Origin of the sequence: Enterobacter cloacae, assembly GCF_013375935.1 — a bacterium.
GTDB classification, from domain to species: Bacteria; Pseudomonadota; Gammaproteobacteria; order Enterobacterales; family Enterobacteriaceae; genus Enterobacter; species Enterobacter pasteurii.
This window is the reverse complement of the sequence record NZ_CP056117.1, coordinates 138,444-153,655: the sequence shown is the minus strand read 5'-3', so window position 1 is coordinate 153,655 and position 15,212 is coordinate 138,444. Positions and strand designations below refer to the sequence as shown.

Genomic DNA, 15,212 nt, shown 5'->3' with positions numbered 1-15,212 from the left:
CTTAATGGGCACGGTTCGCCGTGCCCTTTTTATTTAAGTTGGCTGATATGCAGGATAACAAAACGCAATCCGACTCCACCTTCACGCTCAACAATCTCTCCTTTCGCGTACCCGGGCGCACCCTGCTGCACCCGCTCTCTTTGACGTTTCCCGCAGGTAAAGTGACCGGATTAATCGGGCACAATGGTTCCGGTAAATCGACGCTGCTGAAGATGCTGGGCCGCCACCAGCCGCCGTCCGAGGGCGAAATTCTGCTGGATGAGCAGCCGCTGGCGGGCTGGAGCAGTAAGGCCTTTGCCCGCAAGGTGGCCTATCTGCCGCAGCAGCTGCCGCAGGCGGAAGGGATGACGGTGCGCGAGCTGGTGGCGATTGGACGTTATCCGTGGCACGGTGCGCTCGGGCGTTTTGGCGTTGCTGACAGAGAGAAAGTGGAAGAGGCGATTGCGCTGGTCGGGTTAAAACCGCTGGCGCACCGCCTTGTGGATAGCCTGTCCGGTGGCGAACGTCAGCGCGCGTGGATCGCGATGCTGGTGGCGCAGGACAGCCGCTGCCTGCTGCTCGACGAACCTACCTCCGCGCTGGATATTGCCCATCAGGTGGACGTGCTGGCGCTGGTGCACCGTTTAAGCCAGCAGCGCGGCCTGACGGTGATTGCCGTTCTGCATGATATCAATATGGCCGCGCGCTATTGCGACTATCTGGTGGCGCTGCGCGGCGGTGAAATGATCGCCCAGGGCACGCCTGACGAGCTGATGCGCAGCGAAACGCTGGAACATATCTACGGTATACCTATGGGGATCCTGCCTCACCCTGCCGGGGCTGCACCGGTGAGCTTCGTTTACTGATGCTGGAGTCTACACGCATAAGCCGCCGTCGCCTGCTGACGGCCATGGCGCTCTCGCCGCTGCTGTTAAAGATGGCTCCGTCCCGCGCCGCTGCTATCGATCCGCACCGCATTGTGGCGCTGGAGTGGTTGCCCGTCGAGCTGATGATGGCCCTGGGTATCACGCCCTACGGCGTGGCCGATATCCCTAACTACACCCTGTGGGTGAATGAGCCCAAACTGCCGGACTCCGTCATCGACATCGGTCTGCGGACGGAGCCGAACCTTGAGCTTCTCACGCAGATGAAGCCGTCTTATTTATTCTGGTCTGCGGGGTATGGCCCGTCGGAAGAGACCATGGCGAAGATTGCTCCCGGACGGGGCTTTTCCTTCAGCGACGGTAAAAAGCCGCTGACCATGGCAAAAAACTCCATTCACGAGATGGCGCATTTCCTCAACCGTGAAGCGGAAGCAAAAAAACACCTCGATGAATTTGATGCGCTGATTGATTCCCTTAAGCCGCGCTTTGCCGGCCGCGGCGATCGTCCGCTGCTGATGGTGACGCTGCTGGGCGCCCGCCATATGCTGGTCTTTGGAAAGAACTGCCTGTTCCAGGAAGTGCTCGACAGCTTTGGCATTCACAATGCCTGGGAAGGCGAGATGACGTTCTGGGGAAGCACCGCCGTGGGCATTGACCGCCTGGCGGCGTTTCGTGACGTTGATGTTCTGTGCTTTGACCACGGCAACGAGCGTGAAATGCAAACCCTGATGGCGACCCCGCTCTGGCAGGCGATGCCGTTCGTGCGCGAACGGCGTTTCCTGCGCGCGCCTGCGGTATGGTTTTACGGCGCGACGCTGTCGGCGATGCATTTTGCGCGCGTGCTGGATCGCACGCTGGGAGGCAGGGCATGAGTACGCGTATTGCCCGCTTCCCGGTGCTGCTGGCGCTCATTTTCCTGGCTGCCCTGGCGCTGACCGGCTTCAACCTGACCACGGCGTTACCGCGCGAGCAGTGGGCGGCCGCGGTTGCCGCACCGGATATCGATAATATTCAGCAAATGCTGTTCCACTACAGCCTGTTGCCGCGTCTTAGCATCTCTCTGCTGGTCGGAGCGGGCCTGGGGCTGGTGGGCGTGCTGTTCCAGCAGGTGCTGCGTAACCCGCTGGCGGAGCCAACCACGCTTGGCGTGGCGACGGGGGCACAGTTGGGGATCACCGTCACCACGCTCTGGACGCTGCCGGGGGCATTAACCTCGCAGTTTGCCGCGCTGGCAGGCGCCTGCGTGGTTGGTGCGCTGGTCTTCGGCGTGGCCTGGGGTAAACGCCTTTCGCCGGTCACGCTGATCCTCGCCGGGCTGGTCGTCAGCCTCTACTGCGGGGCAATCAACCAGCTGCTGGTGCTGTTTCACCACGACCAGCTGCAAAGCATGTTTATGTGGAGTACCGGAACGCTCACCCAGACCGACTGGAGCATCGTCCAGCGCCTGTGGCCTCAGCTGTTTGGCGGCGTGGTGCTTACGCTACTGCTGCTGCGCCCGCTGACGCTGATGGGCCTTGATGACGGCGTGGCGCGTAACCTGGGGCTGGCGCTGTCGCTGGCCCGCCTGGCGGCTCTGACGCTGGCAATTGTGCTGAGTGCGCTGCTGGTTAACGCCGTCGGCATCATCGGATTTATCGGCCTGTTTGCGCCGCTGCTGGCAAAAATGCTCGGCGCGCGGCGTCTGCTGGCGCGCCTGATGCTGGCGCCGCTGATTGGCGCGCTGATCCTCTGGCTTTCCGATCAGCTCATTCTCTGGCTGGCGCGCGTCTGGATGGAAGTGTCGACGGGCTCGGTGACGGCCCTGATCGGCGCGCCGCTGCTGCTGTGGCTGCTGCCGCGGCTGCGCAGCATCAGCGCCCCGGCGATGGATGCCGGCGATAAGATCTCTGCCGAGCGTCAGTCGGTGATATGGTTCAGCCTTGCCGGGCTGGCGGTGCTGGCTATCGCTTCGTTTGCCGCGCTCTCGCTGGGGCGTGACGCCACGGGCTGGCACTGGGCGACGGGGGATTTGCTGAATGAGCTCATGCAGTGGCGCTGGCCGCGGATCTTCTCCGCGCTGATTGCCGGCGTGATGCTGGCGGTGGCAGGCTGTATTATACAGCGTCTGACCGGTAACCCGATGGCAAGCCCGGAAGTCCTGGGCATCAGTTCCGGCGCCGCGTTTGGCGTGGTGTTGATGCTGTTTCTCGTGCCGGGGAATGCCTTCGGCTGGCTGATGCCTGCCGGGAGTATCGGTGCGGCGGCGACGCTGATGATTATCCTGATCGCCTCCGGGCGCGGTGGTTTCTCGCCTCACCGCATGCTGCTGGCCGGGATGGCGCTGAGCACCGCGTTTACCATGCTGCTGATGATGTTGCAGGCGAGCGGCGATCCGCGCATGGCGCAGATCCTGACCTGGATCTCCGGCTCGACGTACAACGCCACCGGCAGCCAGGTGGTGCATACCGGGATCGTGATGATCGTACTGCTGGTGATAGTGCCGCTGTGCCGCCGCTGGATGACCATTCTGCCGCTGGGCGGGGACACCGCGCGCGCGGTCGGGCTGGCGCTGACGCCAACGCGTATCGCCCTGCTGCTGCTGGCCGCGTGCCTGACGGCGACGGCCACCATGACCATTGGCCCGCTCAGTTTTGTTGGCCTGATGGCGCCGCATATCGCACGCATGATGGGCTTCCGCCGCACGATGCCGCATATCGCGATTTCTGCCCTGACGGGCGGGGCGATCCTGGTCTTTGCTGACTGGTGCGGAAGGATGGTGCTGTTCCCGTATCAGATCCCGGCGGGCCTGCTGTCGACCTTTATCGGCGCGCCGTACTTTATCTATCTGTTGAGAAAGCAGAGTCGGTAATAAAAGTAAACGGCAATCCTTGGATTGCCGTTTTAGCGTTTGCTCCCTCTCCCTGTGGGAGGGGATATCAAGCCGCACATTTTACAGCTTCGCAAATGCCTTACGCGCTGCGTCGATGGTGTTATTGATATCTTCTTCGCTGTGCGCCACGGACATAAAGCCCGCTTCAAACGCTGACGGTGCCAGATATACGCCTTCTTCCAGCATCAGGTGGAAGAAGCGTTTGAAGCGTTCCACGTCGCACTTCACCACGTCCTGATAGCAGGTAACGGCTTTCGCGTCGGTGAAGAAAATGCCGAACATACCGCCGACGTGGTTAACCACCAGCGGAATACCCGCCTCTTCTGCGGCTTCCAGAAGGCCGTTCGCCAGCTGCGTCGTCCGGTCCGTCAGGGTTTCGTGGATACCCGGCTGCGCCACTTCGGTCAGACAGGCAAAGCCCGCCGCCATCGCAATGGGGTTACCGGAGAGCGTACCCGCCTGGTAAACCGGACCGGTTGGCGCCAGCGCGTCCATCACGTCCTTACGGCCACCAAACGCCCCGACAGGCATGCCGCCGCCGATAATTTTGCCCAGACAGGTGAGGTCAGGCTCAACGCCATAATAAGACTGGGCGCCCGCCAGCGCCACGCGGAAGCCGGTCATCACTTCGTCGATGATCAGCAGCGCGCCGAATTCATCACACAGCGCGCGCAGGCCCGGCAGGAAATCCGGCTGCGGTGGGATGCAGTTCATGTTGCCCGCCACCGGTTCGACGATGATGCAGGCGATCTCCTGCGGATACTGCTCGAACGCCGCGCGAACGGTGTCCAGATCGTTATAGGTGCAGGTGAGGGTATGTTTTGCGAAGTCAGCCGGCACGCCCGGAGAGTTAGGCTGACCGAGCGTCAGGGCGCCGGAACCGGCTTTCACCAGCAGGCAGTCGGCGTGGCCGTGGTAACAGCCTTCGAACTTGATGATCTTGTCACGGCCGGTAAAGCCGCGCGCCAGACGGATGGCGCTCATGGTCGCTTCCGTACCGGAGTTCACCATACGTACCATGTCCATTGTCGGCACCAGCTCGGTGACCAGCTCCGCCATTTTGACTTCCATCTCGGTTGGCGCACCGAAGCTCAGGCCGCGCTGAGCGGCTTCAATCACCGCGTTGCGGATCGCCGGGTGGTTATGCCCCAGCACCATTGGCCCCCAGGAGCCGACGTAGTCGACATAGGCTTTGCCATCCACATCATACAGATACGCGCCATCCGCACGTTCGATAAACAGCGGGGTGCCACCCACGCCGGTAAAGGCGCGCACCGGTGAGTTTACGCCGCCTGGGATAAGCTCGCGGGCTGCGCTGTAGAGGTTTTCAGACTTGCTCATGGCGTCGTTCCTGGTTCGTAGAAATAAGTTAAGGAGACTATTCTAAGTGATCCGGATGAGGTTATAAAATTTTTGCCCCGTAAAGGGCTTAACAATTGTTAAGTATTTTTCAGGGGACGAGGGGACTGTCTCTGGTAAAATCCCTGCGGCCATTTGTATGACGAAACAGAAAAGGTAATGAACGAGATCACTCCGTCTTTTGAACAACAGCAGTTTACGCGCGCGAAGCGCCGGGTCAGCATCCGGCGGCTGCTCAACCGTGACAAAACCCCGTTAGCCATTCTGCTGGCAGCTGCCGTTGTGGGCACGCTGGCCGGTCTCGTGGGCGTCGCGTTTGAGAAAGCCGTCAACGCGGTGCTCAACTGGCGCATAGGCACCGTCGCCAGCTTTGCGGATCGTGAATGGCTGGTCTGGGCGTGGGCCTTTGGCCTTTCGGCCCTGTTTGCCATGGTGGGCTATTTCCTGGTACGTAAATTCGCACCCGAAGCGGGCGGCTCGGGGATCCCGGAAATTGAAGGGGCGCTGGAAGAGCTACGCCCGGTTCGCTGGTGGCGCGTGCTTCCTGTGAAATTTATCGGCGGGATGGGAACGCTCGGGGCGGGAATGGTGCTCGGACGGGAAGGACCAACGGTACAGCTTGGCGGTAACGTCGGGCGTATGGTCGGCGATCTGTTCCGTATGCGCAGCGCCGAAGCGCGCCATACGCTGCTGGCGACGGGGGCGGCGGCCGGGCTGTCTGCCGCGTTCAATGCGCCGCTGGCGGGGATCCTGTTCATTATCGAAGAGATGCGCGCCCAGTTCCGCTACAACCTTATCTCCATTAAAGCGGTGTTTACCGGCGTGATTATGTCGAGCATCGTCTTTCGCATCTTCAACGGCGAAGGGGCGGTGATTGAGGTGGGTAAGCTGACCAACGCGCCGGTCAACACCCTGTGGCTGTATCTGGTGCTTGGCATGATTTTTGGCGTGGTCGGCCCGCTTTTCAATACGCTGATTTTACGTGCGCAGGATATGTTTCAGCGCATCCACGGCGGAAACACCACCCGATGGGTGCTGGTGGGGGGGGGCTGCTTGGCGGAGTGTGCGGGATCCTCGGCTTTATCGAACCGAACGCGGCAGGCGGCGGATTTGGGCTGATACCCGTTGCGGCAGCGGGCAATTTTAGCGTCGGCCTGCTGCTGTTTATGTTTATCTCGCGGGTGATCACCACCGTGCTCTGCTTCTCCTCCGGCGCGCCGGGAGGGATTTTTGCCCCGATGCTGGCGCTGGGCACGCTGCTGGGAACCGCGTTTGGGATGGCGGCGGCGGTTGGCTTCCCGGCCTATCATCTGGATGCCGGGACGTTTGCCGTTGCGGGGATGGGGGCGCTGCTGGCGGCCTCCCTGCGCGCGCCGCTGACCGGGATCGTGCTGGTGCTGGAAATGACCGATAATTACCAGCTCATTTTGCCAATGATCATTACCTGCCTCGGCGCGACACTATTAGCCCAATTCCTGGGTGGAAAACCGCTATACTCCACCATTCTTGCCCGTACCCTGGCGAAACAGGATGCTGAACAGGCCCTGAAGCAGAATACTTGAATGAATTACCAGGGTATTAGATAATGACAAAAAGAATTGGGTGATTTTTACCCAATAGCAGTAGCAGTATTCATGGGAGCATAAGATGAGTGATGACGTAGCGTTGCCGCTGGAATTTACCGAAGCAGCAGCGAAAAAAGTGAAAACCCTGATTGCCGACGAGGACAATCCGGATCTGAAACTGCGTGTTTATATTACCGGCGGCGGCTGCAGCGGCTTCCAGTATGGTTTTACCTTTGACGACCAGGTTAACGATGGTGATATGACTATCGAGAAACAGGGCGTCGCGCTGGTGGTTGACCCGATGAGCCTGCAATACCTCGTCGGCGGTTCGGTGGATTACACCGAAGGTCTGGAAGGGTCGCGCTTTGTGGTGACGAACCCTAACGCGACCAGCACCTGCGGGTGTGGATCGTCGTTCAGCATCTAACGTTGCGGACGGTGCGGGCTGAGGCACTCACCCCGGCAGACACGAAAAACGGTAACCTGGCGGTTACCGTTTTTGCTTTTTACCTTCCATTTTCGTCCAGCGCAAAGGTCGGCAGCTTCAGGTGCCAGCGTATCGCCGCTAAACGTATTACCAGCGTCACGACCATCCCCAGCATTGCCGCGTTCTCCAGCGGGATAGCGAAGGTGTAATACGCCGTAGCGTGTACAATCCCCCCGATGATACAGGCCGTCGCGTAGATTTCCGTTCGCAGGATCATCGGCACTTCTCGCGCCAGGATATCGCGAATGATCCCGCCGCCCACGCCGGTTAACACGCCCATACAGATCGCCACCAGTGGGCCAATCCCTGCAATAAAGGCTTTATTCACGCCGATTCCGACAAAGACCGCCAGACCCACGGCGTCCAGCACCGGCAGCACCCATTTGGGAAGCCTGCGCGGCTGACGGACCAGCACGATGGTTAACAGACAGGTGACCATCGCTACGACCAGGTCCGTTGGATCTTTCACCCAGAATACCGGGCCGTTCGCCAGCGCCATGTCGCGGATCGTTCCGCCCCCCACCGCCGTGACGACGCCGAGCACCAGAACGCCAAAAGGATCCATGCGTAGTTTTCCGGCAAGCAAAACGCCGGAGATAGCAAAAACGGCTGTGCCAAGAATATCCAGCCAATACACGAGCATCGTTAAATCCTCGAATGGGGTGTTTATCTGTTTGTATGACCCTCTGCCAGTTCGGCACAGAGTTGTTTTGCGGCGAGGATAATACGCGGGCTGGCCCGTTCAAACCAGTCGCTGTTGAGTGCAATCACCGGTATTTTAAGCTGCCGGTGCCAGAATTGTTTAATTTTAGGAATCTCGCTCGCATTTCCGACCACCACAATGGCCTGCGGTTGTCGTGCCAGAACCTGCTCCCGGCTGACCTGTGGCCAGGGTACCCGGCTGTCGGCAAAGATATTTTCACCCCCGCACGTCTCAAGCACCTGATTCTGGATCGAGCCTTTCCCGGTTGTGAACAACGGCTGCGTGCCGAATTGCAGAAATACGCGCTGCTTTTTTTGCGTACCGTACCGGCTTTTCAGCGTGGCATAGTCACTGAGCATTTGCCCGGCTGCCCGCTCGGCTTGCTGCGGGGTTGGGCTAAAGGGCGCGAGGTCGCGCAGGGCTTGCGCCACCTGTTCGATGCTCTCCGCGTCCACCCATTTCACTTTTATACCCAGCGACGACAGCTGGTTCACCTGCCGTTCGGCATTGCCGCCGCGCCAGGCGAGAACGAGATCGGGCCTGAGCGCCACGATACGCTCCAGGTTCATTCCCTGCCAGGTGGCTACCTGTTCAATATGGGCGGCCTGAGGTGGGTAATCGGAAAAGCTGCTTACCCCAACGGGGGTGATCCCGGCGGCAAACGCCAGTTCCGTATTGGCGGGGGAGAGGGCGATCACCCGCGGCGCGGCGGTGAGCCAGGCCGGGGCGAGCAGAAGCAGGGCGACCAGCGCCCTGAAGGACGGCTTACCCACGCGCCAGTTTCTGCACCAGGGATTCCACCATCACGGTGGACTGTTTGGCTGCAACGGCCAGGAATTCGTCGAAGCTGATGTGGGACTGCTGGTCAGCCACGTCAGAAATCGCGCGAACGACCACGAACGGTACGCCAAAGTTGTGGCACACGTGCGCAATGGCCGTGGCTTCCATCTCAACGGCGACGGCCTGCGGGAAGTTATGGCGGATTTTTGCCAGACCGACGGAGCCGTTGATGAAGGCATCGCCGCTGACGATCAGGCCACGCACCGCATTGAGGTTGAGCTCGCTGATGCAGCCTTCAGCGGCGGCAATCAGCTTGTCATCCGCTTTAAACCCGGCCGGGCAGCCCGGAAGCTGACCATATTCGTAGCCGAAGGCGGTGACGTCTGCATCGTGGTAACGCGCTTCGTCGGAAACAACGATATCACCCACGTTCAGCGTCGGGGCAAGACCGCCCGCAGAGCCTGTGTTAATGATAACGTCAGGCTTGCAGCGCTCAAGCAGCAGGGTCGCGCCCAGTGCCGCTGCAACTTTACCGATGCCTGATTTCAGCAGAGCCACGTCAACACCGTTCAGCTGACCGGTGTAGATCTCACAGCCACCGAGGGAGAGGGTCTGACGGTTCTCAATTTTGTCACGCAGCAGCGTAACTTCTTCTTCCATTGCACCAATAATGCCGATTTTCATAGATTTACTCGCGATGTGCCTTGTTAAGATGCATAGTCTATCATGCGGTAAAGGGGAAACGCATTCTCACGCGGGGGAGCACATGGCACCAATCGATTTTCGCACCAAAATTAACTGGCACCGACGTTTCCGCTCGCCGCAGGGCGAGAAAAGCGAACATGAGATCCTGCGCATTTTCGAGAGCGATCGTGGACGCATCATCAACTCGCCCGCCATCCGCCGGTTACAGCAAAAAACCCAGGTGTTCCCGCTGGAGCGTAACGCTGCGGTGCGTACGCGACTGACACACTCTATGGAAGTGCAGCAGGTAGGGCGCTACATTGCAAAAGAGATCCTCAGCCGCCTCAAAGAGCAGCGCCTGCTGGAAACCTACGGGCTGGATGAGCTGACCGGGCCGTTCGAAAGCATCGTTGAGATGGCCTGCCTGATGCACGATATTGGCAATCCTCCCTTCGGCCATTTCGGCGAAGCCGCCATCAACGACTGGTTTAAACAGCGCCTTTTCCCTTCCGATGCAGCAAGCCAGCCGCTGAGCGATGACCGCTGCGCGGTACGCGATTTATGCCTGCGCGAGGGCGAGGAGAGCCTGAACGATCTGCGCCGCAAGGTGCGTCAGGATCTGTGTCACTTCGAAGGTAACGCGCAGGGCATACGCCTGGTGCACTCTCTGATGCGCATGAACCTGACCTGGGCTCAGGTAGGCTGCATTCTCAAATATACCCGTCCCGCATGGTGGATGGGGGAGACGCCCGCCACCCATAGCTATCTGATGAAAAAGCCGGGCTATTACTTATCGGAAGAGGCCTATATTGAGCGGTTGCGTAAAGAACTGTCGCTGACGCCTAATGGCCGTTTCCCGCTGACGTGGATTATGGAAGCCGCTGACGACATTTCATATTGCGTGGCCGATCTGGAAGACGCGGTGGAAAAAAGAATATTCAGCGTCGAGGAGCTTTATCAGCATCTTCGTGATGCCTGGGGAGAGCATGAAAAAGGTTCTCTGTTTGCACAGGTCGTCGAGAATGCATGGGATAAATCGCGCTCAAATTCGCTGAGCCGGAGCACTGAAGATCAGTTCTTTATGTATTTACGGGTCAACACGCTGAATAAACTGGTGCCGTATGCAGCCGCGCGTTTCATTGATAATTTGCCGATGATATTTAGCGGAGAATTTAATCACGCCCTGCTGGAAGATGAGAGTAGTTTTAGTCAGCTTCTCGAATTATATAAACACGTGGCCGTTCGCCATGTTTTCAGCCATCCGGATGTTGAACAGCTGGAGCTGCAGGGATATCGGGTTATCAGTGGGCTGCTGGAGATTTATGCTCCTTTACTCCAGCTCCCGGTCGATGAGTTCAGCGAGCTGGTAGAAAACGAACGCGTCCGCCGCCTGCCTATTGAGTCTCGCCTCTATCAAAAGCTTTCGACCCGCCACCGGCTGGCATACGTCGAAGCCATCAGTAAAATAGATCGGCAATCTTCCCGCTGGCCGGTACTGGAATATTATTATCGCTGCCGGCTCATCCAGGACTATATCAGCGGGATGACGGATTTGTACGCCTGGGATGAATACCGCAAGCTGATGGCCGTGGAATAAGCCGTGAGTTTTGTAAAGACGGCCAATAAATTTTTACTTTTTCCATAAACTTATCCCCGGAACTAAGCGGTATAAAACGAATCTGAGTTACACAGCAATTTTGCGTTATCTGGTAAATCGAGATTGAGAAACATGAAAAAAACCACATTAGCAATGAGTGCACTGGCTCTGAGTTTAGGTTTAGCGCTGTCTCCTCTGTCTGCTACGGCAGCCGAGACGGCTTCGTCGGCAGTCCCTGCGCAGCAGATGCCAAGCCTGGCCCCGATGCTCGAAAAAGTGATGCCATCGGTGGTGAGTATCAACGTTGAGGGCAGCACAACCGTCAATACGCCGCGCATGCCGCGTAACTTCCAGCAGTTCTTCGGCGATAATTCGCCATTCTGCCAGGGCGGTTCGCCATTCCAGAGTTCACCGTTCTGTCAGGGCGGCGGTCCAGGGGATAACGGTCAGGGCGGCGGCCAGCAGCAGAAATTCATGGCGCTTGGCTCGGGCGTGATTATTGACGCCGCGAAAGGCTACGTGGTGACCAATAACCACGTGGTAGATAATGCGAACGTTATTAAAGTGCAGATGAGCGACGGCCGTAAATTTGACGCCAAAGTGGTGGGTAAAGATCCGCGCTCCGACATCGCGCTGATTCAGATTCAGGATCCGAAGAACCTGACGGCGATTAAGCTTGCCGACTCGGACGCGCTGCGCGTTGGCGATTACACCGTCGCCATCGGTAACCCGTTCGGTCTGGGCGAAACCGTCACCTCGGGTATCGTCTCTGCGCTGGGGCGTAGTGGCCTGAACGCGGAAAACTATGAAAACTTCATCCAGACGGATGCGGCCATTAACCGCGGTAACTCCGGCGGTGCGCTGGTGAACCTGAACGGTGAGCTTATCGGTATTAACACCGCTATTCTGGCACCGGACGGGGGCAATATCGGTATCGGCTTTGCTATCCCGAGCAACATGGTGAAAAACCTGACCGCGCAGATGGTGCAGTACGGTCAGGTGAAACGCGGTGAGCTGGGTATCATGGGTACCGAGCTGAACTCAGAGCTGGCAAAAGCGATGAAGGTTGACGCTCAGCGCGGCGCGTTCGTGAGCCAGGTCATGCCGAACTCCTCTGCGGCAAAAGCTGGTATTAAAGCGGGTGACGTCATTACCTCTCTCAACGGGAAGCCGATCAGCAGCTTTGCCGCCCTGCGCGCAGAAGTGGGTTCAATGCCAATCGGCAGTAAAGTCACCCTCGGCCTGCTGCGTGAAGGTAAGCCGGTTAACGTGAGCCTGGAACTCCAGCAGAGCAGCCAGAATCAGGTAGATTCCAGCACCATCTTCAGCGGTATTGAAGGGGCTGAGATGAGCAACAAAGGGGCGGATAAAGGCGTGGTGGTGAATAACGTAAAAGCGAATTCGCCGGCGGCCCGTATCGGCCTCAAAAAAGGTGATGTCATCATGGGCGCTAACCAGCAGCCGGTGAAAAACATTGCTGAACTGCGCAAAATTCTCGACAGCAAGCCTTCCGTGCTGGCCCTGAATATTCAGCGTGGTGATACCTCTATTTATCTCCTGATGCAGTAATCCCTCAGGCCCCTGCCTACAACAGGCAGGGGCTTTCTTTTTTCTGTGACCCTTAGCACAACTCCATACATCTCTCTCTGCCTTTGGGCATCTGCACAATGCAGCCGTAACTGAACTCCCCTATGCTTGAGCTCTGCTCACGGGAGGGTTATATGGCTGGCTGGCATCTTGATACCAAAATGGCGCAGGATATCGTGGCGCGAACCATGCGCATCATTGATACCAATATCAACGTAATGGATGCCCGTGGACGCATCATCGGCAGTGGCGATCGTGAGCGTATTGGGGAATTGCACGAAGGGGCGCTGCTGGTGCTCTCTCAGGGGCGCGTGGTGGACATTGATGACGCCGTGGCGAAACACCTGCACGGGGTGCGCCAGGGGATCAACCTGCCGCTGCGTCTCGAAGGCGAAATTGTTGGCGTTATCGGTCTGACCGGCGATCCTGAATCTTTACGCAAATACGGTGAGCTGGTCTGCATGACGGCAGAGATGATGCTGGAGCAGTCGCGCCTGATGCACCTGCTGGCGCAGGACAGCCGCCTGCGCGAAGAGCTGGTGATGAATTTGATACAGGCGGAGGAGCACACGCCAGCCCTGAGCGAGTGGGCGCAGCGTCTGGGTATCGACCTGAATCAGCCGCGCGTGGTCGCCGTCATTGAGGTGGATAGCGGACAGCTTGGCGTGGACAGCGCCATGGTGGAGCTACAGCAGCTGCAAAACATGCTGGCGACGCCGGAGCGTAATAACCTGGTGGCGATAGTTTCCCTGACGGAAATGGTGGTGCTTAAGCCCGCGCTTAATCAGTTTGGCCGCTGGGACGCGGAAGATCATCGTCGTCGCGTTGAGCTGCTCATCGAGCGCATGAAGGAGAACGGTCAGCTCCGTTTTCGCGTCGCGCTCGGGAATTACTTTACCGGACCGGGAAGCATCGCCCGTTCATGGCGAACGGCGCGCACCACCATGATGGTGGGCAAGCAGCGCATGCCGGAAAGCCGCAGCTATTTCTATCAGGACTTGATGCTGCCGGTCCTGCTCGACAGCCTGCGGGGCGGCTGGCAGGCCAACGAGCTGGCGCGTCCGCTGGTGCGTCTGAAGGCGATGGATAATAACGGATTGCTGCGCCGCACGCTGCAGGCGTGGTTCCGGCATAACGTGCAGCCGCTGGCAACGTCAAAAGCGCTGTTCATTCACCGTAATACGCTGGAGTATCGGCTTAACCGGATTTCGGAACTGACGGGGCTGGATCTGGGGAATTTCGACGACCGGCTGCTGCTGTATGTGGCGCTGCAGCTGGACGAACAGCGATAGCTGAGTGCGGTATGGTGCCTTCACCCCATCCCTCTCCCACAGGGAGAGGGAGCAAACACTAAAAACGGCAATCAAGGATTGCCGTTTTGCTTTTATTTCCGCGTCAATTTCTCAAGATCCGCTTCAATCTCGCTGATCTTATGGGTAACAACGCTTTCCAGGTGACGCAGATCGTCAAGGATCTTACGCTTGAGGTCGACTTCGCTGCGATCGCGCTGGCAAATCTGATCGAGCTCGTCGATCACATAGCGCAGGTTAGGGCTGATTTCCTGTACTTCTTTATATCCCTGACCGATACCGTCAGCGACAACGGTCTTACGCTGGCGTGGGTATTTAAACTTCACGCTTTTGGCGAAAAACTCTCCTTTGTCTTTGTGAAAATAGATTTTCAAAATATCGTTATTGGCTTCCTGGCGGAGACTATAACGATCAATTTCATCAGGATTGGTAATGCCCAGACTTTTCAGATTATCGTACATAGCGGTACCCTTGATCTCAACATAACCTATGAATAATTAACGAAAAAATCTATTTTCGCCACCTCGGGATATAAAAAAAGCGGGGTTGCCCCCGCTTTTTGTTATACCTGATTAATCGATGGTGCGCAGCAGTTCGTTGATGCCCACTTTACCGCGGGTTTTGGCGTCCACCTTCTTCACGATAACCGCGCAGTAGAGGCTGTATTTGCCATCTTTAGACGGCAGGTTGCCGGAAACCACAACGGAACCGGCCGGTACGCGGCCGTAGTGAACTTCACCGGTTTCGCGGTCGTAAATGCGGGTGCTCTGGCCGATGTAGACGCCCATGGAGATCACGGAACCTTCTTCTACGATCACGCCTTCAACCACTTCGGAACGCGCGCCGATGAAGCAGTTGTCTTCAATGATGGTTGGGTTAGCCTGCAGCGGCTCCAGCACGCCACCGATGCCTACGCCGCCGGACAGGTGTACGTTTTTACCAATCTGCGCGCATGAACCCACGGTTGCCCAGGTATCGACCATGGTGCCTTCGTCAACGTAGGCACCGATATTCACGTAGGATGGCATCAGCACGGTGTTGCGTGCGATGAATGCGCCCTGGCGAACCGCCGCAGGCGGCACCACGCGGAAGCCCTCTTTCTGGAAGCGCGCTTCGTCGTAATCCGCAAATTTCATTGGCACTTTATCGAAGTAGCGGCTTTCTGCTCCGTCGATAACCTGGTTATCGTTGATACGGAAAGAGAGCAGTACAGCTTTCTTCAGCCATTGATGAGTAACCCACTGACCGTCGATTTTTTCTGCCACGCGCAGCGCGCCGGAATCCAGCAGGGAAATAACCTGGTTAACCGCTTCACGGGTCACGGTATCCACATTTGCCGGAGTGATCTCGGCGCGACGCTCAAAAGCGGACTCAATAACGTTCTGTAACTGCTGCATTGTTTACTCTT

Annotated in this window: 13 protein-coding genes and 1 pseudogene; 8 read left to right on the top strand and 6 right to left on the bottom strand. The window is 58.1% G+C overall.

Features of this window, described 5'->3' with window-relative positions:
• Positions 1–47: 47 nt before the first annotated feature.
• The 3 genes from fhuC to fhuB are packed head-to-tail and all read left to right on the top strand — an operon-like array spanning position 48 to position 3,711.
• Positions 48–845: a Fe3+-hydroxamate ABC transporter ATP-binding protein FhuC gene (gene fhuC, locus HWQ14_RS00715; protein WP_148420128.1), complete on the top strand. Its 798-nt coding sequence runs from the start codon at positions 48–50 to the stop codon at positions 843–845.
• Positions 845–1,735: a Fe(3+)-hydroxamate ABC transporter substrate-binding protein FhuD gene (gene fhuD / locus HWQ14_RS00710; RefSeq protein WP_176608678.1), complete on the top strand. Its 891-nt coding sequence runs from the start codon at positions 845–847 to the stop codon at positions 1,733–1,735. The genes fhuC and fhuD overlap by 1 nt, the downstream gene beginning before the upstream one ends.
• Positions 1,732–3,711, top strand: a complete 1,980-nt coding sequence (gene fhuB / locus HWQ14_RS00705; protein WP_176608677.1) for a Fe(3+)-hydroxamate ABC transporter permease FhuB — start codon at positions 1,732–1,734, stop codon at positions 3,709–3,711. Before fhuD ends, fhuB begins: the two co-directional genes overlap by 4 nt.
• An 81-nt stretch (positions 3,712–3,792) precedes the next feature.
• Here the strand turns inward: fhuB and hemL are convergent, their stop codons facing one another.
• Entirely contained in the window at positions 3,793–5,073 is a 1,281-nt protein-coding gene (hemL, locus tag HWQ14_RS00700) for a glutamate-1-semialdehyde 2,1-aminomutase (protein ID WP_148420131.1), read from the bottom strand.
• Between the two features lie 177 nt (positions 5,074–5,250).
• Between hemL and clcA the strand changes: the two are divergent.
• Together clcA and erpA are read left to right on the top strand one after the other, a co-directional pair.
• Positions 5,251–6,653: pseudogene (gene clcA / locus HWQ14_RS00695) on the top strand (H(+)/Cl(-) exchange transporter ClcA).
• Positions 6,654–6,738: 85 nt separating this feature from the next.
• Positions 6,739–7,083, top strand: coding sequence for an iron-sulfur cluster insertion protein ErpA (erpA, locus tag HWQ14_RS00690; RefSeq protein WP_003856230.1), 345 nt, complete (start codon positions 6,739–6,741; stop codon positions 7,081–7,083).
• 79 nt (positions 7,084–7,162) lie between these two features.
• Here the strand turns inward: erpA and HWQ14_RS00685 are convergent, their stop codons facing one another.
• From HWQ14_RS00685 to mtnN, 3 genes are read right to left on the bottom strand one after another with little or no spacing between them, the layout of a single operon-like run.
• Positions 7,163–7,786 carry a TRIC cation channel family protein gene (locus tag HWQ14_RS00685; protein ID WP_176608676.1) on the bottom strand — a complete coding sequence of 208 codons (624 nt, stop codon included), beginning with the start codon at positions 7,784–7,786 and terminating at the stop codon, positions 7,163–7,165.
• A gap of 23 nt (positions 7,787–7,809) precedes the next feature.
• Complete coding sequence (gene btuF, locus HWQ14_RS00680) at positions 7,810–8,619, bottom strand: vitamin B12 ABC transporter substrate-binding protein BtuF (protein WP_176608675.1); 810 nt, start codon at positions 8,617–8,619, stop codon at positions 7,810–7,812.
• On the bottom strand, positions 8,612–9,310 hold the full coding sequence (gene mtnN / locus HWQ14_RS00675; protein ID WP_148420135.1) for a 5'-methylthioadenosine/S-adenosylhomocysteine nucleosidase: 699 nt from the start codon (positions 9,308–9,310) through the stop codon (positions 8,612–8,614). Before mtnN ends, btuF begins: the two co-directional genes overlap by 8 nt.
• Before the next feature lie 82 nt (positions 9,311–9,392).
• Between mtnN and dgt the strand changes: the two genes are divergently transcribed.
• The 3 genes from dgt (at position 9,393) to HWQ14_RS00660 (ending at position 13,786) form a co-directional block, all read left to right on the top strand.
• Positions 9,393–10,907, top strand: coding sequence for a dGTPase (gene dgt / locus HWQ14_RS00670; RefSeq protein WP_148420136.1), 1,515 nt, complete (start codon positions 9,393–9,395; stop codon positions 10,905–10,907).
• A 132-nt stretch (positions 10,908–11,039) separates the two neighbouring features.
• Entirely contained in the window at positions 11,040–12,476 is a 1,437-nt protein-coding gene (gene degP, locus HWQ14_RS00665) for a serine endoprotease DegP (RefSeq protein WP_176608674.1), read from the top strand.
• A 152-nt stretch (positions 12,477–12,628) separates the two neighbouring features.
• On the top strand, positions 12,629–13,786 hold the full coding sequence (locus HWQ14_RS00660; RefSeq protein ID WP_003856217.1) for a CdaR family transcriptional regulator: 1,158 nt from the start codon (positions 12,629–12,631) through the stop codon (positions 13,784–13,786).
• 92 nt (positions 13,787–13,878) lie between these two features.
• Here the strand turns inward: HWQ14_RS00660 and HWQ14_RS00655 are convergent, their stop codons facing one another.
• Positions 13,879–14,265 carry a DUF3461 family protein gene (locus tag HWQ14_RS00655; protein WP_148420138.1) on the bottom strand — a complete coding sequence of 129 codons (387 nt, stop codon included), beginning with the start codon at positions 14,263–14,265 and terminating at the stop codon, positions 13,879–13,881.
• A gap of 111 nt (positions 14,266–14,376) precedes the next feature.
• On the bottom strand, positions 14,377–15,201 hold the full coding sequence (dapD, locus tag HWQ14_RS00650) for a 2,3,4,5-tetrahydropyridine-2,6-dicarboxylate N-succinyltransferase (protein ID WP_008501915.1): 825 nt from the start codon (positions 15,199–15,201) through the stop codon (positions 14,377–14,379).
• Between the last annotated feature and the right edge of the window lie 11 nt (positions 15,202–15,212).

Coding starts and splice junctions, on each gene's coding strand:
- fhuB (WP_176608677.1), top strand. CDS start 1,732: ATGAGTACGCGTATTGCCCGCTTCCCGGTGCTGCTGGCGCTCATTTTC.
- fhuC (WP_148420128.1), top strand. CDS start 48: ATGCAGGATAACAAAACGCAATCCGACTCCACCTTCACGCTCAACAAT.
- HWQ14_RS00655 (WP_148420138.1), bottom strand. CDS start 14,265: ATGTACGATAATCTGAAAAGTCTGGGCATTACCAATCCTGATGAAATT.
- HWQ14_RS00660 (WP_003856217.1), top strand. CDS start 12,629: ATGGCTGGCTGGCATCTTGATACCAAAATGGCGCAGGATATCGTGGCG.
- degP (WP_176608674.1), top strand. CDS start 11,040: ATGAAAAAAACCACATTAGCAATGAGTGCACTGGCTCTGAGTTTAGGT.
- fhuD (WP_176608678.1), top strand. CDS start 845: ATGCTGGAGTCTACACGCATAAGCCGCCGTCGCCTGCTGACGGCCATG.
- HWQ14_RS00685 (WP_176608676.1), bottom strand. CDS start 7,786: ATGCTCGTGTATTGGCTGGATATTCTTGGCACAGCCGTTTTTGCTATC.
- dapD (WP_008501915.1), bottom strand. CDS start 15,201: ATGCAGCAGTTACAGAACGTTATTGAGTCCGCTTTTGAGCGTCGCGCC.
- erpA (WP_003856230.1), top strand. CDS start 6,739: ATGAGTGATGACGTAGCGTTGCCGCTGGAATTTACCGAAGCAGCAGCG.
- hemL (WP_148420131.1), bottom strand. CDS start 5,073: ATGAGCAAGTCTGAAAACCTCTACAGCGCAGCCCGCGAGCTTATCCCA.
- dgt (WP_148420136.1), top strand. CDS start 9,393: ATGGCACCAATCGATTTTCGCACCAAAATTAACTGGCACCGACGTTTC.
- mtnN (WP_148420135.1), bottom strand. CDS start 9,310: ATGAAAATCGGCATTATTGGTGCAATGGAAGAAGAAGTTACGCTGCTG.